Annotated in this window: 25 protein-coding genes; 11 read left to right on the top strand and 14 right to left on the bottom strand. The window is 39.7% G+C overall.

The features are described 5' to 3' along the window. Positions 1-20: 20 nt before the first annotated feature. Complete coding sequence (locus tag ACY2RU_RS06510) at positions 21-1,142, bottom strand: alkene reductase (RefSeq protein ID WP_490137623.1); 1,122 nt, start codon at positions 1,140-1,142, stop codon at positions 21-23. A 142-nt stretch (positions 1,143-1,284) separates the two neighbouring features. Here ACY2RU_RS06510 and ACY2RU_RS06505 point away from each other — a divergent pair, with 142 nt between their 5' ends. From ACY2RU_RS06505 to ACY2RU_RS06495, 3 genes are all read left to right on the top strand, one after another. Continuing rightward, a complete protein-coding gene (locus ACY2RU_RS06505) occupies positions 1,285-2,238 on the top strand; it encodes a TerC family protein (RefSeq protein ID WP_490137622.1) in 954 nt (317 codons plus the stop codon). 77 nt (positions 2,239-2,315) lie between these two features. Further along, complete coding sequence (gene hpf / locus ACY2RU_RS06500) at positions 2,316-2,618, top strand: ribosome hibernation-promoting factor, HPF/YfiA family (RefSeq protein WP_490137621.1); 303 nt, start codon at positions 2,316-2,318, stop codon at positions 2,616-2,618. Between the two features lie 14 nt (positions 2,619-2,632). After that, entirely contained in the window at positions 2,633-3,079 is a 447-nt protein-coding gene (locus ACY2RU_RS06495; protein WP_490137620.1) for an arsenate reductase family protein, read from the top strand. A gap of 75 nt (positions 3,080-3,154) precedes the next feature. Here ACY2RU_RS06495 and ACY2RU_RS06490 read toward each other — a convergent pair whose 3' ends face one another. The 12 genes from ACY2RU_RS06490 to ACY2RU_RS06435 form a co-directional block, all read right to left on the bottom strand. Then, a complete protein-coding gene (locus ACY2RU_RS06490; RefSeq protein WP_490137619.1) occupies positions 3,155-4,375 on the bottom strand; it encodes a class I SAM-dependent rRNA methyltransferase in 1,221 nt (406 codons plus the stop codon). Then, a complete protein-coding gene (locus tag ACY2RU_RS06485) occupies positions 4,376-4,627 on the bottom strand; it encodes an acyl carrier protein (protein ID WP_490137618.1) in 252 nt (83 codons plus the stop codon). Positions 4,628-4,630: 3 nt separating this feature from the next. Continuing rightward, positions 4,631-5,896: a beta-ketoacyl-[acyl-carrier-protein] synthase family protein gene (locus tag ACY2RU_RS06480; protein ID WP_490137617.1), complete on the bottom strand. Its 1,266-nt coding sequence runs from the start codon at positions 5,894-5,896 to the stop codon at positions 4,631-4,633. 85 nt (positions 5,897-5,981) lie between these two features. Further along, the gene (locus ACY2RU_RS06475; protein WP_490137616.1) at positions 5,982-6,419 is read right to left on the bottom strand and encodes a 3-hydroxyacyl-ACP dehydratase FabZ family protein; all 438 of its coding nucleotides are present in this window, start codon (positions 6,417-6,419) and stop codon (positions 5,982-5,984) included. Next, entirely contained in the window at positions 6,419-7,192 is a 774-nt protein-coding gene (locus ACY2RU_RS06470) for an SDR family oxidoreductase (protein WP_490137615.1), read from the bottom strand. Before ACY2RU_RS06470 ends, ACY2RU_RS06475 begins: the two co-directional genes overlap by 1 nt. A gap of 4 nt (positions 7,193-7,196) precedes the next feature. Next, positions 7,197-8,249, bottom strand: coding sequence for a type III polyketide synthase (locus ACY2RU_RS06465; protein ID WP_490137614.1), 1,053 nt, complete (start codon positions 8,247-8,249; stop codon positions 7,197-7,199). Between the two features lie 57 nt (positions 8,250-8,306). Beyond that, positions 8,307-9,029, bottom strand: coding sequence for a methyltransferase domain-containing protein (locus tag ACY2RU_RS06460; protein WP_490137613.1), 723 nt, complete (start codon positions 9,027-9,029; stop codon positions 8,307-8,309). Then, a complete protein-coding gene (locus ACY2RU_RS06455; protein ID WP_490137612.1) occupies positions 9,026-10,147 on the bottom strand; it encodes an NAD(P)/FAD-dependent oxidoreductase in 1,122 nt (373 codons plus the stop codon). The genes ACY2RU_RS06460 and ACY2RU_RS06455 overlap by 4 nt, the downstream gene beginning before the upstream one ends. A gap of 85 nt (positions 10,148-10,232) precedes the next feature. Then, positions 10,233-10,940 carry a YiaD family glycine zipper/OmpA-like lipoprotein gene (locus ACY2RU_RS06450; protein WP_490137611.1) on the bottom strand — a complete coding sequence of 236 codons (708 nt, stop codon included), beginning with the start codon at positions 10,938-10,940 and terminating at the stop codon, positions 10,233-10,235. 1 nt (position 10,941) lies between these two features. Next, a complete protein-coding gene (locus ACY2RU_RS06445; protein WP_490137610.1) occupies positions 10,942-11,427 on the bottom strand; it encodes a lipocalin family protein in 486 nt (161 codons plus the stop codon). Between the two features lie 38 nt (positions 11,428-11,465). After that, complete coding sequence (locus ACY2RU_RS06440) at positions 11,466-11,627, bottom strand: DUF1328 domain-containing protein (RefSeq protein ID WP_490137609.1); 162 nt, start codon at positions 11,625-11,627, stop codon at positions 11,466-11,468. Between the two features lie 96 nt (positions 11,628-11,723). Then, a complete protein-coding gene (locus ACY2RU_RS06435; RefSeq protein WP_490137608.1) occupies positions 11,724-13,730 on the bottom strand; it encodes an alpha-ketoacid dehydrogenase subunit alpha/beta in 2,007 nt (668 codons plus the stop codon). Positions 13,731-13,852: 122 nt separating this feature from the next. Here ACY2RU_RS06435 and ACY2RU_RS06430 point away from each other — a divergent pair, with 122 nt between their 5' ends. From ACY2RU_RS06430 to ACY2RU_RS06405, 6 genes are read left to right on the top strand one after another with little or no spacing between them, the layout of a single operon-like run. Beyond that, the gene (locus tag ACY2RU_RS06430; protein WP_490137607.1) at positions 13,853-14,803 is read left to right on the top strand and encodes an isopenicillin N synthase family dioxygenase; all 951 of its coding nucleotides are present in this window, start codon (positions 13,853-13,855) and stop codon (positions 14,801-14,803) included. A gap of 10 nt (positions 14,804-14,813) precedes the next feature. After that, a complete protein-coding gene (locus ACY2RU_RS06425) occupies positions 14,814-15,434 on the top strand; it encodes a hypothetical protein (RefSeq protein ID WP_490137606.1) in 621 nt (206 codons plus the stop codon). 25 nt (positions 15,435-15,459) lie between these two features. Continuing rightward, entirely contained in the window at positions 15,460-15,786 is a 327-nt protein-coding gene (locus ACY2RU_RS06420) for a translation initiation factor (protein WP_490137605.1), read from the top strand. After that, on the top strand, positions 15,779-16,714 hold the full coding sequence (locus tag ACY2RU_RS06415; protein WP_490137604.1) for a hypothetical protein: 936 nt from the start codon (positions 15,779-15,781) through the stop codon (positions 16,712-16,714). The genes ACY2RU_RS06420 and ACY2RU_RS06415 overlap by 8 nt, the downstream gene beginning before the upstream one ends. Further along, positions 16,704-17,576, top strand: coding sequence for a nucleoside phosphorylase (locus tag ACY2RU_RS06410; protein WP_490137603.1), 873 nt, complete (start codon positions 16,704-16,706; stop codon positions 17,574-17,576). The genes ACY2RU_RS06415 and ACY2RU_RS06410 overlap by 11 nt, the downstream gene beginning before the upstream one ends. Then, positions 17,573-18,424 (top strand): substrate-binding domain-containing protein, encoded by an 852-nt coding sequence (locus ACY2RU_RS06405; RefSeq protein ID WP_490137602.1) that lies wholly within the window; start codon positions 17,573-17,575, stop codon positions 18,422-18,424. The genes ACY2RU_RS06410 and ACY2RU_RS06405 overlap by 4 nt, the downstream gene beginning before the upstream one ends. 232 nt (positions 18,425-18,656) lie before the next feature. On the opposite strand, the gene ung is transcribed toward ACY2RU_RS06405, so the two are convergent. Beyond that, positions 18,657-19,322 carry a uracil-DNA glycosylase gene (gene ung, locus ACY2RU_RS06400; RefSeq protein WP_490137601.1) on the bottom strand — a complete coding sequence of 222 codons (666 nt, stop codon included), beginning with the start codon at positions 19,320-19,322 and terminating at the stop codon, positions 18,657-18,659. 69 nt (positions 19,323-19,391) lie between these two features. Between ung and ACY2RU_RS06395 the strand changes: the two genes are divergently transcribed. Both ACY2RU_RS06395 and ACY2RU_RS06390 read left to right on the top strand, forming a co-directional pair. Further along, positions 19,392-21,551 (top strand): endonuclease MutS2, encoded by a 2,160-nt coding sequence (locus ACY2RU_RS06395; RefSeq protein WP_490137600.1) that lies wholly within the window; start codon positions 19,392-19,394, stop codon positions 21,549-21,551. 21 nt (positions 21,552-21,572) lie between these two features. Then, positions 21,573-21,974, top strand: a complete 402-nt coding sequence (locus ACY2RU_RS06390; RefSeq protein WP_490137599.1) for a thiol-disulfide oxidoreductase DCC family protein — start codon at positions 21,573-21,575, stop codon at positions 21,972-21,974. Positions 21,975-22,004: the final 30 nt, after the last annotated feature.

The following is a 22,004-nucleotide window of genomic DNA, read 5'->3' as shown; positions in this document are numbered from 1 at the left end:
GAAAAAATAGTTGCTCTAGCTTATTTTGCAGTAGGAATTAGATCTCGTGTTTTTGCCTCGTAGTCTATATAGCCTTCCTTCCCTTGTGTATAGAATGTATCTTTGTCCCAATCTGAAGTTGCCACATCTTCACGGAAACGCCCTACCAGATCCGGGTTTGAGATATATAATTTTCCGAAGGCAACCAGATCGGCGTAACCATCGGCAATTACTTTATTTCCTGACTTTTGGTCAAAACCAGAATTGATCATCAAAGTTCCTTTATACATAGGCCGATAGCGTTTAGCTATTTCAGTTTCAGCATAAGGAACATCAGAAACATCGGTAAAGGGTTCCGATAAATGGATATAGGCGAGATCGTAGTCATCATTTAACTTTTTAATGATATGATCGAAGGTCGGGATGGTGTCTTCGGTTACTTCCATTCCGAAGATCCCATGAAGCGACGGATTAAATCGCGCTCCTATCTTCTGCTGCGGAATCACTTCACTCATAGCATCCAATACTTCAAAGAAGAAACGTGCGCGGTTTTCAATACTTCCGCCGTAATCATCAGTGCGATTATTACTGAAACTGCTAAAGAACTGATGAAATAGATAACCGTTCGATGAATGGATCTCTACGCCATCAAAGCCAGCTTCCACCGCGTTCTTAGCTGCTTGTACAAACTCTTGTTTCGTTGTTTCAATATCTTCCAAAGACATGGCTTTTGGTTTAACCGTATTCTTCTGGCCTTCAGGAGTAAACACCTGTGCATTTGGATTAATAGCTGAAGGAGCCCAAGGCGCTTCGCCATTGTGAAAATCGGGATGTGAAATACGTCCCACATGCCATAACTGAATAAAAATTCTTCCTCCAGCCTCGTGTACCGATTGTGTTACTTTCTTCCAACCTTCAATTTGTTCTGCGCTGTGAATACCGGGAGTGTAGATATAACCTACGGCACGCTTAGAGACTTGAGAACCTTCGGTAATGATAAGACCGGCCGTAGCTCGCTGTGTATAATACCGAGCTTGAAGATCTTCTGTAGGTGCGTTGGAACTGTTTTTTGCGCGACTGCGAGTCATGGGAGCCATTACTACTCTATTGGGTAGCAAAAGACCGTTCATATTGTATGCTTGCAATAAAGGCTGTTCTTTCATAGTGTCATTTTTCTCATAAGTTACGAAGCATCTTGAACCCTTTTAATCGAATTAAAAAAGATTTAACGCTTTTTGCAGAAATTAACATTTTGCTATCACTTTTAGTTTTGCTTACCACATACATTTGTGTAAAAAAGCAGATATGATTTGGGTAATTTTTATTGCTTGCGTTCTCGTGCTATTGGCACTCGATCTGTTCGTCATTAATAAGAAAGCACATGTAGTTCAAACGAAAGAAGCGGCGATTTGGACAAGCATTTGGGTCTTATTGGCTTTCGCCTTTTCAGGAGTCATCTACTTCTTGTATAGCAATGGTAGCATTGCGAATCCAACCAATTTAACTGCCAATCAAGCTGTTTTAAAATATATTACAGGATATCTTATCGAGCTATCTCTAAGCATAGACAATGTGTTTGTGATCGCGGTGATTTTTTCTTCCTTCGGAATACCAGCGCAATACCAACATCGCGTTCTCTTTTGGGGAATTCTGGGAGCTATTGTATTTCGCGCCATAATGATCGTTTTTGGTGTGGTACTGATCAATAAGTTTGATTGGGTCATCTATGTATTTGGAGTATTCTTGTTGTATACTGCTTTTAAAATGGCGACCTCATCTGGCACCAAATTCGATCCCAAAACGTCTAAATTATATCGTTTCATCCGTAAATTGTTTCCTGTTACCAAATCTATTGAAGGAGAACACTTTTTTATTAAAAGAATGGGAATTCGGGCGGCAACTCCTTTGTTTGTTGCCTTACTAATAATTGAGCTCACCGATATTCTCTTTGCGCTTGACAGCATTCCTGCTATACTTGCTATCACCTCCGACCCATTTATCGTTTTCAGTTCCAACATTCTTGCTATCCTTGGATTACGATCTATGTATTTCCTGATCTCCCGGATGCTGCAGAAGTTTCGCTATATCAATTATAGTTTAGTCGCAATTTTAAGTTATGTAGGTGTAAAAATGCTTATTTCACATCATGTAGAGATCCCAGAATGGTTGTCTTTAGCCGTCATTGCTGTTTCTTTGGTAGCCGGAATAATTGCCTCCTTAACGATCCCAATTTCAGAAGAAACAATAAATGACCAATAGTTTGCCAAAAAACTACTAAAAATTTGGGATGCTTTTGAAGGTATCGTATCTTTAAAATAGATTTAAAACTTAAAACTATGAATATCAACTTTGAATATCACGATGTGTCTGCTAGTCAGCGTTTAGAAGGACTTGCAACTGAAAAAATAAACAAACTTGAAAATAAATACGACTTTATGGTGGCGGCAGACGTCTACTTTAAAAGAGAAAAAACGAGTAGCCCTCAAACAGGATTTATCTCGGGTGTACGCATCAATGTCCCCGGAAGTACCATTTTTGCTGAATCAAATACCGATTCTTTTGAATCTGCCATTGCAAAGGCAACCAATGAAGTAAAAGTTCAGCTTCAGAAGAAAAAAGATAAAATGCAAACTCACTAATTTACCAGAACCACATGGGAGTACTCGCCAGAGTTAATAGACAATTCACTTTAATTTATAGCAGTAACACCCGTGTTGGGACGCATGTACTAGCTTATGCGCAAGCAATGGAAGACAAATTACTCGCCATTGATATTGCCAAAACAAAAGTGGCAGATACCGAATGGGCGGAGCTTGCCGAGAAAATGGGATGTAAAGTTGGCGATCTAATTGATAAACGCTTAGTTGACGTAGAAGATACGTCTGAATTTAGTACCGATGATTGGTTAAAGATCTTACAACATAACGACAAAGTACTTTCGCATCCTATTGCCATTAATGGTAACCGAACCAGACAAATTGATAATGCTTCGGAAGTACTGCGTTTCTTTGGGGTTGATTCAGCTGGTTTGGAAAAAACAATGTATACCGAAGAACCCACCACAGAAAACAAAACCAAGGGTGAGAGTTTTATTGAATAAATAAAAAGAATTAGATAACAAAGAACCTTCGAGAAATCGGAGGTTTTTTTATGACCGTAATTCTGAAATGGGTATTTACGACAAGAACTGGTAATAGCCACATTTTAAGTAGGCTCCTTCAGGAAATGACACAGGATGATCTATATCATGCCCCGTTTTTTCAATGCACTTTGAATGCCGTGTCTGTGAATGAAGCGCTTCTTTATTGATAGCGTAAAATTCGGAAGCAGAAACACGCGAACTACATGAAGCCAGTACTAACAGTCCCTTTTTAGCGGTTAACTTTTCGCCTAATTGTGCTAACTGAAAATACTTTTTCTTGGCGACTGCGATCTCCTTTTTACTTTTGGCAAAACTTGGCGGATCAATTACAACTACGTCAAATACTTCGCCAAGATGCACAAGACGTTGCATTTCCGTAAAGGCATCACCAACGATCGTTCTATGTGTTCCTGAAAATGTATTGAGTTTTCCATTGGCCAAAGCAATTTCTAAAGCTTGCTTGCTGATGTCTAAACTACTAACTTCTTTTGCACCATGAGCCAAAGCATGTACAGAGAAACCTCCAGCGTAGCTAAACACATCTAACACGGTTTTTCCTTTTGAAAGTTCCCCTACTCTTTTTCTGTTGGCTCGATGGTCGAGGAAGTATCCCGTTTTATGGCCTTTAATAACATTGGCAGAAAAATTTACGCCGTGCTCCACAAAATGTACTTCTTCGTTTGCTAGCGTACCAAAAAGCACCTGTCCGTCCTTAAAATCATGAGTGCTTAGTTGTTGTAGATTCCTACTTAATCGCAATACCAGCGTATTACAACCTGAAATTTCTAAAAGAGGTGATAGTATCATTTCTAAATAGGGAAACCAGATCGCTGAATACAGTTTAACAACAAGCACATTGGCATAAACATCGGCTATAAAGCCGGGAAAGCCATCATTTTCACCAAAAAGCAGCCGATAGCTATTGGTTTCTGTTTCTAATAATTCGGTACGTAGAGCGAACGCTCTTGCAATTTTTTCAGTAAAGAATTCGGTATTGAGTTTCGCACCGCTTCCGTGATGCAACATTTTGATCCGAATAGGAGAATCTGGATCGTAAAGCCCAACCCCTAAAGGTTTATTTTTGGTATGACTAAAAATGATCGCGATATCGCCAGCATTTCCTTCCTTATTGATCTTTTCTATACTTTCTGAAAAGATCCAGGGATGACCGCTTCTTACATGACGTTCGCCCATAACCGTAAGTTTAACGGCAAGGATCTGCGGATTTTTTTTTTGAAATTCTATATGGAACATCTAGACTGATAATTTTCTCTGAATAATTGCTATTGCGTCATTTAAGGTACGTAATGATTCCATGTCTTCATTTGCAAATTCTACATCAAAAGCATCTTCTACATCTAAAACCACATCTACTAGATGGGCAGAATTAATATTAAGCTCGCGAGTTAGGTCGCTATCTGGATTAATGGCGTCTTCAGATACATCTTCGGGGAGATAGGCTTTTACAATAGGTAAAATTTTGGCATAAATTTCTTCGGAAGTCATTGCTTATTTTTTTCTAAAGATAACACACGCGTTTACATCCCCAAAACCAAAACTAGCTTTTGCTACTGTTTTTAGTTGAACTTCTTTGTATTTCTTCGGAAGTGACTTTTCATCAATCATTTGAGCGATCTCTGGATGAAGATCGTCGCAGTTTACATTCGGAAACACAAATCCTTTGTACAATTGCAATACTGCCGAAACCGCTTCAATACTACCACTAGCTGCTAAGCAATGACCCACCATACTTTTTAGCGAATTGATATAAGGAAAGTTGGCTCCACTTCGGCCCAAAGCAGCACACCAGTTGGCGATCTCGTCTGGATCTTTTACGGTGGCGGTTAAATGTCCGTTGATATAATCTATTTCCGAAGCATTCACCTCAGCATCCAGTAAGGCTTCTGCAATACATCTTTGCACTGCTTCGCTATTTGGTGCGGTCATACTACCTCCCCCTCTTTGTCCGCCGCTATTTACAGCGCCACCTAAGACTTCAGCATAAATTTTAGCGCCTCTTTTTTCGGCACTTTCCAAAGATTCAAGAAGTAGGGCTCCTGCTCCACTACCCGGTACAAAACCACTGGCCGTGGCACTCATAGGGCGTGAGGCCTGTGTGGGATCATTGTTGTGTTTGTAAGTTGTGACTTTCATGGCGTCAAAACCACCCCAAACATAGGGTCCGTCGTCACTCGTGCTTCCGCAGAGCATTTGCGTAGCCTTGCCGGCCGCAATACGTTCATAACCCATTAAAATGGCTTCGGTTCCTGTAGCGCATGCTGATGAATTAGTTGTTACCATATTGGCTGCCCCACTCATACCACCCAAATACGCGCTAATACCACTAGCCATGGTTTGTATTACCGTGGTGCTACCGAGTCTGCGTACATTACCTTCATCTAATTTATAAATGGCCTCGCGAAACTTTTCAACACCGCTGGTGCCTGTTCCGAAGATAATACCGAAATTCCAATTAGGGTTGTCGCCTTGGGTTTCGATCTCAGCATCCTTTAGGGCGTCCATACCAGCCATGACACCGTAAAGAATACCGCTGCTGTTAAAGTTTCGAAGTTGTAATTCGGTAAAGTAGTCGCGTTTTTTTTCTTCGGAAATAGACGGAATTCCACCCAATTGGCAAGAGAAGTTTAAAGCCTCAAGATTGGGGTAATGTGCAATTCCCGAAACGCCATTTTTGATGGCTTCCGTAAAAGCAGTAAGCCCTACTCCATTTGGAGCAACAACGCCAAGCCCGGTTATAACGACTCTTTTTTTCATGGATTTAGAAGTTTAAAGTTGACAGTTCAAAGTATTTATCGCTCATAGTTAAGTCTATATTTCTCCATATTCCATCACCAAACACTTATGCCATCATACCACTAATTGTTCCTTTGCAAACCAATTCATTATTCGCATTGCGCATACTTACTTTACACTTTAATTTCCCAAATCTAAAATATTCCTTTTCAGAGCGAACGGTCACTGTTTCGCCAGGAAATACAGGTCCTAAGAAGTCAATATTTGTATTGCTCAAGGCTATTGCTTTGTTTTTAAGCTGAATTTTCTGTGTGCTTAACAAGTGGATTCCGAGGCAAACCACGCCAATCTGAGCCATACATTCGGTTAAGATGACGCCCGGTGTGATTGGATTGTCTTTAAAATGCCCCTGATAAAAATGTTCGTCTTTTTTAAATGTATATACACCAGATGCGCCTTCTTCAGAAACTGAAATCAGTTCGTCAACAAAGAGGAAAGGTGTTGTGTATGGTAATGCGTCGAGTATGTAATTGTAGTATGCCATTAGCGTAAACTTTCGCCTCCATCAACTTTTAAGATCGTTCCATTGATCCAATTCGCTTCGTCTTTACAAAGCAAATACACACTATTAGCAACATCTTCAGGTTGTGTGAGTTTATTAAATGGGTTTCTGTTTTTTGCCATATCTGCAAGTTTGTCACTCCCTGGGATCATTAAAAACGAAGGTGTTTCGGTAGCGCCTGCCTGAATGCAGTTGGTTGTCATGCTATAGGGAGCAAATGCAACTGCCATAGAGCGCATTAAAGATTCTAGAGTCGCCTTTGCTGCTGAAACGGCTCCGTATCCTGGCCAAACCTTTGTACTGCCTTCACTTGTAAAAGCAATAGATCTGGCATTTTCAGTAAAAAGATCTTCTTTTAAAAAGTGAGATGCCCATTCATACCAGCTTGTTGCCATGGCGTGCAACGTAATATCGAGATCCGCTTTCGTTAAGGCTTTTTCCGACTTATTCATAGGTTTTAAGCTGCCTTTTGCTACACTGTGTAAGAGTAATTTGACACGTTTTTTAGGTAAAAAATCAATAATTGTTTGACGTGTTTCCGCGAGAAGTGCATCTTTATTAAACGCCACTACCTGAACCCCAGTGTGTTGAATTTTGTTTACGGCGTCTTCAAATGCCGGAAGATTACTCTTCCGATCGCGATGTATAATGCAGATATTCATCCCATGCTGCGCAAGTTTCTGTGCACTTGCGAGTCCGAGTCCGCTACTACCGCCCAAAATAACGGCCCATTGATCTTTAAATTCTTCTGTCATACGTTTAAAATTCTAATAGTACGCGTTGTGCTGAAAAACCTGGTCCGAAACTCAGCATGAGTCCGATGGACCCGGCTGCAGGCTTTTTGTCCATAAATCGTTCGAGAACGTAGAGCACAGTAGCGCTGCTCATATTTCCGTATAGCCTAAGTGTTTCCTTTGTATCGTCAATGCTTTTCCCCATGCTTCCGAAAAGCTCTTCAACGGTTTGTACAATTTTTTTACCTCCGGGATGAAAGATAAGATGATCTACATCGTCAATTGTTTTACCATTTTTTTCTAAAAACGGGTAAATAATATCTGGAAAGTGTTTTGAGATCTTTTCAGGGACTTCTTTGTCTAATATCATCTGGAGCCCAGTATTTACTAGTTTAAAGCCCATCATGGTCGTTGCATCGTAAAAGTGATACATTGCCTCGTCAAGTATTTTTGGACCTGCATCTAAGTCGTTAGAGGACAATAATACGCAGGCTGCACCATCCCCGAAAATAGCGGCACTTACAATATTTACCATAGAATAATCATTCAACTGAAAGGTAGCGGTTGGTGATTCAAGCGCAATGACGGCGGCGCGTTTCCCCGGATTTGCTTTTAAAAAGTTCTTTGCATAGATAATACCACTTACACCTGCTGCGCAGCCCATTTCGGTAACTGGCAGGCGAACTACATCTTGCCGCATGTTTAGATCATTGATCAAATAAGCATCCACAGACGGAATCATGATCCCTGTGCAGCTCACGGTGATGATAAAATCAATATCGGTGGGCTTCCATTGGGCCTTGTCAAGTGCTTTAATTAGAGCTTCTCTTCCTAAGTTACGTATTTCACGTACATAAATATCGTTTCGCTCCTCAAAGCTACTTTTCATAAAAACTTCGTGTGCATCCATAATAGAGAAACGTCTGTCAACACCAGCACCTTCAAAGATCTTGAGTACTTTTCGTTTAAAACGGGGCTCCTGACCTTCAAGCCAGGCATTCACGTACGGGAGAATTTCGGCGGTGGTTCGTGTATATTTTGGTAATTGTTTGGCAACAGCCGTGATTTTTACGCTCATGTATTGAATAGAATGAATTTTTTATGTTTAACTAAGATACTTGAAATCTATAGAACATCAGGGATGGTTTTTCTTTAGTATCCATTGGTAACGGAATGCCCATTTCCAATGTACGGTACTTGTACAACCTTTAATTTTTTTGGTCATTTGCTGCAATTCTTCTTTTGTAAAGCCACGTGCAATAGAGACGAGTCCGTCGTGTCGAGCTACTTTTGTTTTAATAAATACAGAACTAAAGAGTTTAAAGAGGTTAAATGCCCATGCGCTTCGTTGTAAGTCGTTTACCACTACTCCAACTTTTGCCACATTTGCTGCTCGTTGCAATAAATTTACAATAGCAGAATTTTTAAAATGATGAAGAAATAATGTACACAGAATGATGTCTGCCTTCGGAAGACTCTTTTCTTCGGAAAAGACATCGATTAGTTTGAAAGTGATATTGTTATATTCTGAAGAACGTACGGCTGCTTCTTCCAATATGTGTGCGTTGGCGTCGACGCCTATCAATTTGAAGGTATATCCTAGTTTTTTTCCGAAGTTAGCACATTTCCGAAGCAATTCGCCATCACCACAGCCAATATCGAGAATTGTAATTGTTTGGCTCTTCGGAATGTCTTGTAATAGTTTTTTGATTCCGTCTAACGTAATTGAAGTACCTCCTAACAATGAATTGACCACTTTAAGGTCGGTGAGCAGCAGTTTCATCTCTTCGCCATTAAGATCGAAGTTGTCCATGATCTCAGATTGCTCTGATCGTTTTGTTGTTGAAAAAGTGATCATAGGATGGCTGTACCGTGGGTTTGTTTTATAATTTTAGGAACTACAGAAGGAAATGTTTTTGCTACCATTAACCCAAGATGTGTTAAGGTAGGATTTAATAATAACTTTTGAATAGTTCGCCCTGTCTTTAGTCGTTTTGCAAATGTATCATTCCATGTTTGTTCATACCAATGCTCAAGGTCTTTTTGACTTTTTATAGATCCCGATATAAAAGCTATGTATCCTTCAGAAAATAATTTAGCACTATGAATGGCCATTGCCATACCGTTTCCGCAGAGCGGATGTATGAGTCCGGCGCTATCACCAAGCATAAATATATGATTTAGAACAGATCTTTTTTGATCAAAGGAGATCTGACTGATGGTTAAAGGTTTTTCAAAACGCGGAACAGCCTGATTAAAAAAATGTTTTAGGTGTTTGTTTTTTGAAAGTACGTTATTTTGGAATTCCTCAATATTTCCGAAGCGTTTAAAAGAATCATAGCTAGTTAAATAGCAAGCGTTAACAGCACCTGTTTCAATTTGTGATAAGCCACAGTAGCCTCCTTCAAAGTTGTGTAGGCTTACAGTATCATTAGGGAGATCATAATTGTAATGTGCTTTAACTGCTAGCCAAGACGATTTTTGTTTGGTGAACTGTCGGTTTAACGCCATATCGAGGTTAGAGCGTTTTCCGAAGGCACCTACAGTTATATTTCCGTAAAACAGCTGTTTATCTTGTGTTGTTACTTTGGCTATGTCATTTTCTTGAGAAATTGCAGTGGCTGTTCCGAAGCAAAAATCTACCTGAGGGCGGGCGGCTTCGAAGAGCAGATTGTCTAAAGTATACCGACTTATTCCGAAGCCGCCCAACGGAAGCTTGGTGTGAATTACCGATCCCTTTTTAGTACTGATCTCAAATTTTGAAATAGCCTGAGCACCTGCTACCATTGGATCTACACCAAGGTGTTTAAGATAGGGTAAAACTTCATTAGACACATATTCGCCACAAACCTTATGATGTGGATAGGGTTGTTTCTCTATCAATAAAATACGTGCATGATCAGCGAGATGAAGTGCGCAACAAAGTCCCGCAAGTCCGCCCCCAATGATAATAATATCGTATTTTTTTTCAGGCATAATTCAAGTAGCTCAAAAGTAATAAGAAAAAAAAATCCCGCTGCAATATTAACTATTGAGCGGGATTCATTATTAATTTATGAAATTAGTTGCCAGCTTGTTTTTCGGCATCATTTTTCATCTTTTCGTTAGGAACGATAACAACGTTTACGCGACGATTTTGTGCTCTACCTTCAGCAGTAGCATTATCACCTACAGGTGTTTGCTCACCATACCAGTTCGTTGTGAAACGGTTAGCAGAAAGACCTTTTGTAGTGGTGAAATATGTTGTAACCGCTTGCGCTCTACGCTGTGAAAGCAACATATTAGATTCATCTGAACCTACACTGTCTGTATGTCCAATAACAAGGACGTCAGTATCAGGATATTCTTGTAATACGCCAGTTAGTTTGTCTAAAGTTGATTGAGACGCACTATTGATGTTGTATTTAGCAGTATCAAAGTAAACACCACTATTCTCATCAAAAGTTACAACAATACCGTCGTCAACACGCTCTACCTGAGCTCCTGGGATCTCCTGCTCGATCTTTTGAGCTTGTTTATCCATTTTATTTCCAATGATCACACCCGCTGCGCCACCTACAACACCACCAAGTACAGCGCCAACTTCTCCGTTACCACCTTTACCGACATTGTTTCCTAAGATCGCACCAAGAATAGCACCACCAGTAGCACCAATTACGGCACCTTTTTGTTTGTTATTTGCATTTTTTGTAGCCTCACAATTAGTGAAACTTACAAGGATAGCCATTGCAAAGGCTACGATCGAAATTCTTTTTACAAGAGTCTTCATATTATTCTTCTATTTTTGAAAAGTTCATATTAATTTTAAATGGCTTACCTTCAAGCATAACCGTTTGTTGCCAGCGCATACTGGTGTCACTTAACTGTGCTAAATTCACTCTAAAGCCAACAGCATTATCTTTATCAGGTTTCCCTTGTTTCATGGTTGGTTTTAGTAAAAAATCATACACACCAGCACCTTTGCTCTCTTCTACTATAGAAAAGATAAAGTTTCTGTCGCCCGTTGGGCATGCGTTGTTGTCTACTGTATACGTTCCGGAATTGTTATTGGGAATAAATCGCCAAGTAGTACCTTCAAAACACTCTTTTGAGGTGTCATTAAAGATAGTTACGTTAAAATTACCAGATTCACTGTAAGAGATGTTGTCTAAAGACCAATAGCCTTTGATCACCTTTTTTGACTCGATAACCGTTTTGGGCGTTCCGCACGCTAGCACGGTAGCTGCCAATACAACTAATAGAAGTACTTTTTTCATGTTTGTGTTTATTTGTTAATGTTAGGTTGAAATTAAAATTATTTTCTGAATAGTCTCGATAACAAAGACAGTACCAGAAGTACAATAAAGATATAAAAAATTATCTGCGCGATATCGGTTGCACCTTCAGCGATGCCTCCAAATCCAAAGATTGCCGCAACTAATGCGATTACTAAAAAAATGATGATCCAACGTACCATAATATAGAGTTTTTAATGATTAGTGGTACTAAGATAGTTGTTGTGAACCCTTAGACAATGGGGTTTGTCTAAAGTTTAACGACAAATGTTAAAGTTTTAATAAGCTATCAATGCTAAAAGTTCGTCCTTAAATTTATCCTTCGGAAGGTATTGTCTTTCTAATGCTTCGGCGAACGGGATCGGCGTTTCTAAACTAGCCACACGTTTAATAGGAGCATCTAGTTTTTCAAAACAATGCTCAGAGATCAAAGCTGAAATATCACTTGCCATTCCACCAAACATGGAGTCTTCCTGAAGGATGATCACTTTCCCGGTTTTACGTACCGAAGTGTATATAGCTTCCGTATCTAAAGGAGCTAGAGTTCGTAGGTCTAACAAATCTGCCGAAACCTCACTTAGTGTCGCTAATGTGTCCAAAGCCCAATGCACTCCCGCGCCATAAGTAATAATAGTAATATCATCACCTTCCTTTAATAAACTCGCCTTCCCTATTGGTAAAGTGTAATAATCTGTTGGAACTTCCTGTCTAATACTTCTGTATAAAGCCTTGTGCTCAAAGAAAAGGACAGGATTAGGATCTTCAATGGCCGCAGCTATCAAGCCTTTAGCATCATGCGGAAACGCCGGGTATATAACTTTTAATCCAGGTGTATGTGTAAACCACGCTTCGTTCGTCTGACTGTGAAAGGGGCCGGCGCCAACACCCGCACCACACGGCATACGAACAACCACATCGGCATTCTGATTCCAACGATAATGCGACTTTGCCAAATAGTTAATAATTGGGTTAAATCCTGAGGTTGCAAAATCTGCAAATTGCATCTCCATAATAGCCTTATAACCGCTTATAGAAAGTCCCATAGCCGCTGAAACAATCGCGCTTTCACAAATAGGTGTATTGCGCACACGCTCTTTTCCGAAGGCGTCCAAAAAACCCTCTGTTATTTTAAAAACACCACCGTATTCGGCTATATCTTGCCCCATGATCACCGTATTGTCATGACGCTCCATACTTTGCTTTAATCCTTGCGAAATGGCATCGATCAAACGAAGTTCTTCTGTATTGTTATTCGGTTTAACTTCTTGAATTGATGATTGTTGGAATACGTCATTTAATTCAGTAGTTAAATCGGATGTAATGGTGGGCTCATTAAAAGCGATGTCGAGATTTTCATCGATCTCGGCTTTAAATTCGGTTGTAAAATTTGCGATCATTTCTTCGGAAAGAATTCCTTCCGAAGTTAAAAAAGTTTCAAAATTTACCAATGGATCTTTTGCTTCCCAAGCCTCAATAAGTTCGGTTGGCACATATTTGGTACCACTCGCCTCTTCATGCCCGCGCATTCTAAATGTTTTAAACTCAAGCAAAACAGGTCTCGGGTTGATTCTCATATCTTCTGTGAGGGTCTTTACTTTGCTGTAAACTTCTAAGATATTATTTCCGTCAATGATATGAGACTCCATTCCGTAACCAATGCCTCTATCGGCTAGATTTTCGCAATTATACTGTTCTGTGGTTGGTGTTGAGAGTCCGTATCCATTATTTTCAATACAAAAAAGCACGGGAAGTTTCCAAACAGAAGCCACATTGAGTGCCTCGTGAATGTCACCTTCACTTGTTCCGCCTTCACCTGTAAACACGGCACATACCTGCTTATTATCTTTTAAGAGATTGGCTAAAGCAATTCCGTCGGCTACGCCAAATTGTGGTCCGAGATGCGAGATCATCCCAACAATGTTGAATTCTTGTGTTCCGAAGTGAAAACTACGATCTCTACCTTTTGTAAATCCGTTGGCTTTTCCTTGCCATTGCGAGAATAAGCGATATAACGGAATCTCCCGTGTGGTAAATACCCCGAGATTACGGTGCATCGGTAAAATATACTCCTCTTTCGTTAAAACGCTTGTAATCCCAACCGAGATGGCTTCCTGTCCAATGCCACTAAACCATTTAGAGACCTTGCCTTGGCGCAATAGAATAAGCATCTTCTCTTCGATAAGACGCGGCTTAAGCATTGATCTATATAGGGTAATGAGTGTTTCGTTGTCGATCTGCGAGCGATCGTAAGTAAAATGTGAAATGGTTGCAGTTTGCGATTTCATCCTATTGTTTTGATAAGATCAAATGTAGAAAAAATACGTCGTAGCAGTGCTTTTAAAACGATTTTTTTCACTTCGGAAATACCACGGGATTTTGGTATCTTTGTACTATAAACACGAACAGTATGAATAATATCCCGAGTGTAGATCTGGCCGATTTTCTAAGTGAAGATCCAAAACGGAAAGAGAAATTTGTCAATGAAATTGGATCAGCCTATGAAGAGATTGGTTTCGTATCACTAAAGAATCACTTTTTAAGTGATGATCTGGTGGCTGATCTTTATAAAGAAGTGAAAGCATTTTTTAAATTACCTATCGAGACAAAGAAGTCGTACGAAATCGAAGGCCTTGGTGGGCAGCGTGGCTATGTTAGCTTCGGAAAAGAGCACGCCAAAGGCAAGAAAGAAGGTGATTTAAAGGAGTTTTGGCATTTCGGACAAGAACCTGCGGCAGATGCTGATCTTCCTGAAGAATATCCAAAAAATGTACAAGTTAAAGAGCTTCCTGATTTTAATAAAACAGGGATGGAAGCCTACCGTATGTTAGAGAAGACAGGTGTTTATGTGCTTCGCGCCTTGGCATTATATATTGGCGTGGACGAGTTTTATTTTGATCATTGGGCAGCTAATGGAAATAGTATTTTGCGTCCAATTCACTACCCACCTATCACATCTGAGCCTAAAGGTGCTGTTCGAGCAGGTGCGCATGGTGATATTAATTTGATCACATTGCTTATGGGGGCATCTACAGGCGGTTTACAAGTGCTTCGGAAAGATGGTGAATGGATTGATGCTATTCCAGAGGAAGACGAATTAGTGATCAATGTGGGAGATATGCTTGAGCGCCATACCAACAACAAATTGCGCTCTACCATACATCGCGTTGTAAATCCACCACGCGAACAATGGCATATGCCTCGTTACTCGATCCCTTTCTTTATGCACCCTCGGGGCGATATGGATCTTAGTTGTATGCCAGAATGTGTTGATAAAGACCACCCAAAATCATTTGAAGACATCACTGCAGGTGAATTTTTACATCAACGATTGGTTGAAATAGGATTGATCAAGAAATAACGCAGAAACTTTGAGACGCACTGGCATTAACAAAGTTTTGAAGATTGGCTGGGGCTGGATCATTTTTTTGGTGCTCATCCTTCCGGCAATGGGGTTTTTACTTCAACTGCTTTATGCCGGAATTATGGTAAATCACGAAAAACAGGTTACTGTTTTCGTTTTTATGCTTTACCCTTTCTTCGCGCTTGCGTTTGTTTATGCATGTTGGCAATATGTGATTTCAGTAAGAGTTAACAGCGAGTATGTAACACCAAAACCGTTGAAATCGCTTTGGTACAGAATACTATTTTGGAATGGGTTTGTCTTTATGATACTGAGTACCGTCATTTTTTCCTATCCTTTGTTATTAGCGACAATCAAACCAGATCCCGACGGCTGGTTTGTGGCTTCCATCGGTTTTTTAATTGCGGCCTATCTCATCACCTTACCAATTTGTTTCCTGTATTGCAGTTATTTTACGTCGCGCGTATTAAAAGCCTTGTTCGCCAGAAAAGAAAAAGAAACTATCTTTTTTGAAAAGATTCCCTACTTTTTGTTGGTGTTGATCTTTCCTATTGGGATTCCTTTTTTTAACGATAAATTTGAAAGACATTACGGGCCCAAGGCACGGTATTTAGTCGAAATTGATTAAAATATAAAGCAACTAAGTTTATACAATGGATTTACAAGACCAATTAAAAAACCTGTTCCCAGATCATGAGCCTTCCGAAGAAAATCAGGAAGAGCCTAAGAAAACCCTCTGGTTACAGGATGATCCGCTGATCTGTAAATATGAAAAGCGAAAAGGAAAGCCCATCACTATTATTGAGGGGTATACAGGAGCCGACAGCGATTTTAAGCAGCTTGCAAAAGAGATCAAACAAATGCTTAGTGTTGGAGGAAGCTTTAAAAACGAGCAGATCATTATTCAAGGCGATTACCGCGATCGAATCATGAAATTCCTGCAAGACAAAGGGTTTAAAACCAAACGGGTTGGTGGATAAACTACTACACATAACCAATGGCGATGCGTTTACATCCCGATTAGAAAGTCTTAATCTTCCTGGAACGATCATGACATGGCGGGAAATTCTTTGCGAAGGACCTGCTACAGAACTTATTTTTTCAGAGCCATTTAATTATCAGCGCGCATCATTCTTGCGCAATTTTACTTCGGAAACACGCACAGGAGTTAATTATAATGCATTTGCAGACAGCTTCTATAATCTTAATATAGAACACTATAACGGCGTTTTTTTATGGTTTGAATACGACCTGTTTTGTCATGTAAATCTTGCCGCAGCCGTTTATTTTTTATCTAAAAGAACAACTACAACCCCACTCTACTTGATCTGTAGTGGAACTATTGATGATTCTGAAAAATACTACGGACTGGCAGAATTGAGTAATACGCAGATCCTTGAAGCTTCAGAGCAACGTATCTTGTTAACTCCACTTGAGATCAAAGCTTTGGTTTCTTTTTGGGATGTTTATACTTCGGAAGATCATACTGCCTTGAAAAACATCAACTTTAATACAAAGAAACTTCCCTACTTAAATTCATGTATAGAGGCTCATTTCCAGCGTTTTCCGAAGAGATCCACAGGCATCAATAAACTTGAACGTATGGTGCTACAGGCTATTCACGAAAACGAATTTGTTTCCGAAAAGCAAGTATGCCATTATTTACTTAAAAATCAACAGTTTTATGGCTTTGGCGATCTACAATGGATAACTATCATAGCTCGAATGCGACCGTTTTTTACCGAATTATTATCTCTCACCCTCAATACACAGGGAGAAGCGCTATTGAGTGACACGGGAAATGCCTACGATCAATTGAAAGATAACACGATGTTTGGAGGTGCTTTAAAATACGACTACTTTTACAACGCAAATACCCAACAATTGGAAGCTGTTCATGAAGCTTAAAGAATCTGAATTTATCTTAAATCCTGACGGAAGTGTTTATCACCTGCATTTAAAGCCGGGAGATATCGCACATACCATAATCACCGTAGGCGATCCAGATCGGGTTTCAGAAGTCACGAAGCATTTTGATTCTATTGAATTTGAAGTCCAAAAACGCGAGTTTAAGACGCAGACCGGTTCTTATAAAGGAAAGCGAATAACCGTTATTTCTACAGGTATTGGCACCGATAATATTGATATTGTATTTAATGAGCTCGACGCACTTGTTAATATCGATTTTAAGACGAAAACGATCAAAAAAGAACACACACAGCTTGATATTATCCGAGTTGGTACAAGTGGAGCTATTCAACCAGAGATACCGATCGATTCGTTTTTGATATCTGAAAAGGCTATCGGGTTTGATAGTTTGCTGCATTTCTACGCAAATACTGATTTTTTAGACCGATCTTTTTCCGAAGCATTCGTAAATCAAACCCAATGGAGTAAGGAGAAATCGGCTCCCTATGTGGTAGCGGCAGATAAAGCACTTATGGCTATTTTTACTTCTGAAATCATGTTTCACGGCGTTACAGCGACTAATGTTGGTTTTTACGGTCCACAAGGACGGCAATTACGACTAGCCCTAGCCGATGACACTTTAAATGATAAATTACAACAGTTTTTATATCAAGGCAGTCGCATTACAAACTTAGAAATGGAAACCGCAGGAATTTATGGCTTGGCCACCTTATTTGGTCATAGAGCGATCTCATTGAATGCGATTCTCGCTAATAGGCCCAATGGTACCTTTAGCGAACATCCCGAAAAAGTTATAGAAAGGTTGATCATTCATACCCTCAATATTTTAGTAACAACATGAAAAATTTCAAAATTGGCGGTGTGCCAGAACATTTTAACCTGCCGTGGTATCTAACACTTCGGAATAAAGAATATCACGAAGAGAATATCAATTTGCGATGGGAAGATTTTAGTGGCGGAACCGGACAAATGTGCAAAGCCTTACGCGATGGAAGTATCGATATGGCTGTTATACTCACCGAAGGCATCATTCGCGATATTGTCTTGGGAAACCCAAGTAAGATTGTTCAAGTTTTTGTTAAGAGTCCGTTGCTATGGGGAATCCACGTAGCAAAAAACACCGATTATGAAACGGTTTCAGACCTAAAAGGAACAAAAGCTGCTATTAGCAGATATGGATCTGGGTCGCACTTAATGGCTTATGTCAATGCCGAAAATGAAGGTTGGGATATTGAAAAAGACCTTGATTTCGAAGTGATAAAGAACTTACAAGGTGCTCTCGACGGTCTCCCAGAGGGGAAAGGAGATTATTTTATGTGGGAAAAGTTTACAACAAAACCCTTCGTCGATGAAGGCCCGTTAGATCTTGTAGGGGTTTGTCCAACACCCTGGCCGTGCTTTGTTATTGCTGTTCGCGATGAAGTGTGGGAAAACGATCGTGAAAGTGTAGAAAAGATCTTAGAGATAATAAATAGAACAACGGCAGAATTTAAGGATATTCCAGCCATCGATACCATGATCTCAAAGCGCTACGGACAAAAACTGGAGGATGTTCAAAAATGGCTTTCTCTTACCGAATGGAGCCAAGAACAACTTAGTGAAGACGAGGTAAATAGGGTTCAAGAAAAATTAGTTCAATTAGAATTGATAGAAAAATCAGTTCCAATAAGCTCAATACTAACATCTTAGTCTTTTGTAGTAAAAATTTTTAACTTTTTTTAACGTTATTGCGCAACCCAAAGGCAATGTTGACATCTTACTAGAGTAAAGTAAGTAGATTATGACAACTTTTTTAATCATTCTTGGGGCCTTACTAGCAATTAATTTTCTGCTTTTAGAATTTAGCTGTAACGACGCCACAGAAACCGATTTTCCGGAAGACGAGTAGTAGTAAAACCACTCCGTTTCTTAAGTAAACCAGTTACCAGTTAATTGGTTTCTTTCCTTTTTCCTTTAAGTAAGCATTCGTCTTGCTAAAATGTTTATTTCCAAACCAATACCCTCTGTTTGCGCTTAAAGGCGACGGATGACCACTCAATAGAATATGATGCTTTTTGGCATCTATTTTTTTGCCTTTTTTCTTTGCAAACCCACCCCAAAGCAGAAATACAATATCTTCTCTTTCTTCGGAAATTTTCTCGATCACATGATCTGTAAATACCTCCCACCCTTTTCCTTGATGACTTCCGGCTTGGTGCGCTCTCACGGTTAGGGTAGCGTTCAATAATAACACCCCTTGATCTGCCCAGCTGGTTAAATTCCCGCTGTTGGGAATCTCTTTGTCAACATCAGTTTTTAGTTCTTTAAAGATATTTTGAAGCGAAGGCGGATGCGTGATACCATCTGCCACTGAAAAACACAAACCATTGGCCTGTCCTTGTCCGTGATATGGGTCCTGCCCTATTATAACCACTTTCACCTCTTTAAAAGGTGTATGGTTAAAGGCTGCAAAAATCTCGGGAGCTGGTGGATAACAGGTTGTTTGGGAGTATTCAGATCTTACAAAGGCAGCTAACGATTTAAAATAAGGTTTTTCAAATTCTTCGGCCAAAACTTGCTTCCAACTAGCTTCAATGTTTACGTTCATTATGTGTATTTTTGTAGTCATTAAAAATAAGCAATTACGAAAGAGATTTTCGCTATAGCGGAATACAATATGACTGGCATTGACAAAAAAACATTAGAGGATCTTGAGTTTCCTACGGTTTTAAACCAAATATCTGAGTACTGTATCACCGAACCTGGTAATCAACAGGTTTTGGAGATCAAACCTTTTAAGGATATCGAAGATATTGAACCCGAATTACATCGTGTCAAAGAATTTTCGGCATCTTTTGGAAGTGATAGTCCTATCCCAAACCACGGGTTTGAGCCGATATTTCAAGAATTACGGCTCTTAGATATTGAAAATAGTCGCCTTGAAGCCTTCGGTTTCCGAAAGATCCTATCGGTAGCAGAAACGACGCAAATACTATTAAAGTTCTTTAAAAAATTTGAAGAGTTCTATAGTTATATGAGTGACTTTAGCGCAACGGAAGATTATGTCCCGGTCATTTCCGAAGAAATTCGAAGTATTTTTGATAAATATGGCGAGATCAAAAATGATGCTTCGCCCGAACTTGCCGCTATTAGACGACGTTTAAATGTGGTTAAAGGGCAAATTAATTCGTCATTCAACAAAGCTTTAAGTCGGTACATTCAGGCAGATTATTTGGATGAAATAAGAGAAACCATTGTAGACAACCGTAGAGTGCTTGCGGTTAAGGCGATGCATAGAAAAAAGATCCGAGGCGCGGTTTTAGGGCAGTCAAAAACAGGAAGCATTGCATATATTGAACCTCAGGAAACCTTAGAATTTACCAACGAGTTAAGTAATTTGGTGTATGAGGAGCAGGAAGAGATCAAGCGTATTCTAAAATCACTTACGGAGTTTGTAAGACCATATAGGGAGCTACTTGCTGCCTACCAAAGGTATTTAATAGATATTGACACGATTTATGCCAAAGCACGTTATAGCGTAGCTATTAATGGTGTGCTTCCCAATATTTCAAAAGAAAGACAGTTTTTTCTGATCGATGCGTATCATCCGCTATTATTGTTAGCTAACAAGAAACGCAGAGAGAAGACATTTCCGCAGAGTATAGGCTTAGAGCACGAAAAACGCATTATCGTTATTTCCGGACCCAATGCTGGTGGAAAGAGTATTACGCTCAAGACAGTGGGCTTGCTGCAAGTGATGCTACAAAGTGGAATGCTATTGCCAGTTGACCCTAAAAGTGAAGTCTGTTATTTTCAACGAATCTTAACAGATATTGGTGATAATCAGTCGATTGAAAACCACTTAAGTACCTATAGTTATCGTTTAAAAAAAATGAATCATTTTCTTCGGAAATGTAACGAAAAAACACTTTTCCTGATCGATGAATTTGGAACAGGTAGTGATCCCGAATTAGGTGGAGCTTTGGCTGAAACCTTTTTAGAGGTGTTTTATGAGCGTGAGGCCTTCGGAATTATTACAACACATTATGCCAATCTGAAATTACTGGCAAATGAATTACCGCATGCGATCAATGCAAATATGTTATTTGATAGCAAAAGTCTTGAACCGCTCTACAAGTTGCATTTAGGGGAAGCAGGTAGTTCATTTACTTTTGAAGTGGCTCAGAAAAACGGAATCCCCTATAGCTTGATCAATCGCTCTAAAAAGAAGATAGAACGGGGTAAAATACGTTTTGACAAGACCATCGCTAATTTGCAAAAGGAACGTTCTAAACTTCGGAAAACGAGTGAAACGCTAGAAACTTCAGCAAAAAAAGCGCAGCAAGAAAGCAAACAGTTGGAGGAAGTGAACGCTAGGGTTCAAGAGAAATTAGAGAACTACCAAGAGCTTTATGACGCGAACATGAAGCACATTAGCCTAGGGAAAAAATTAGATGCGCTTGCCGATCGTTATTTCAATAATAAAAAGAAGAAACCGCTATTAGATGAACTGCTTAAACTGGTGATGATTGAAAACAGTAAACGTAAAAAGGTTACGCCCAAGCAGAAGCAACAGGTCAAGGCAAAAGAGCGTATCACACAGAAGGAAGTCGAGCAAAAGGTAGAAGTGATCCGCGAACGCAAAAAGAAAGAAAAGGAAGAGGCCAAAAAGGCACCGCCGCCAAAACCGAAGGTGACCTTAAAATTGGGCGATCGCGTGCGTATGATCGATGGAAAATCTATTGGTACTATTGATAGCTTAGAAAAAAATAGAGCTGTTGTAAATTATGGTATTTTTACTACGCAAGTAAGTGTTGATGCATTAGAGAAGGTTTAACATCACAGGCAGGAACAAATTATGAACACAGATAAAAAAATAATTCTTTTTGATGGCGTTTGCAATCTTTGTAATAGCTCTGTGACCTTTGTGATCAAGCGTGATAAAAAGGATGCATTTCGCTTTGCTGCCCTTCAAAGTGAGGTTGGTCAACAACTTATCGCAAAATTCAATATAGACCCGGCGCAAACCGATTCAATTATCTTGATAGACAATGACAAAGCCTATGTAAAATCGTCTGCCGCCTTACGCGCTGCGCGAAGTCTTTCTGGCGCATGGCCACTACTCTACGGCTTTATGATCGTTCCTAGGTTTCTTCGGAATTGGGTATACGATTATATTGCCAAAAATCGCTATAAATGGTATGGACAACGAGAAAGTTGTATGATTCCAACACCCGAATTAAAAGCAAAGTTTCTTTAATATATCATTCAGAAACACAAAATACACTGA

This window comes from Ulvibacter sp. 2305UL32-6, from assembly GCF_058148545.1.
The sequence above is the reverse complement of the archived record's forward strand: the minus strand, read 5'-3'. Positions and strand labels throughout refer to the sequence as shown.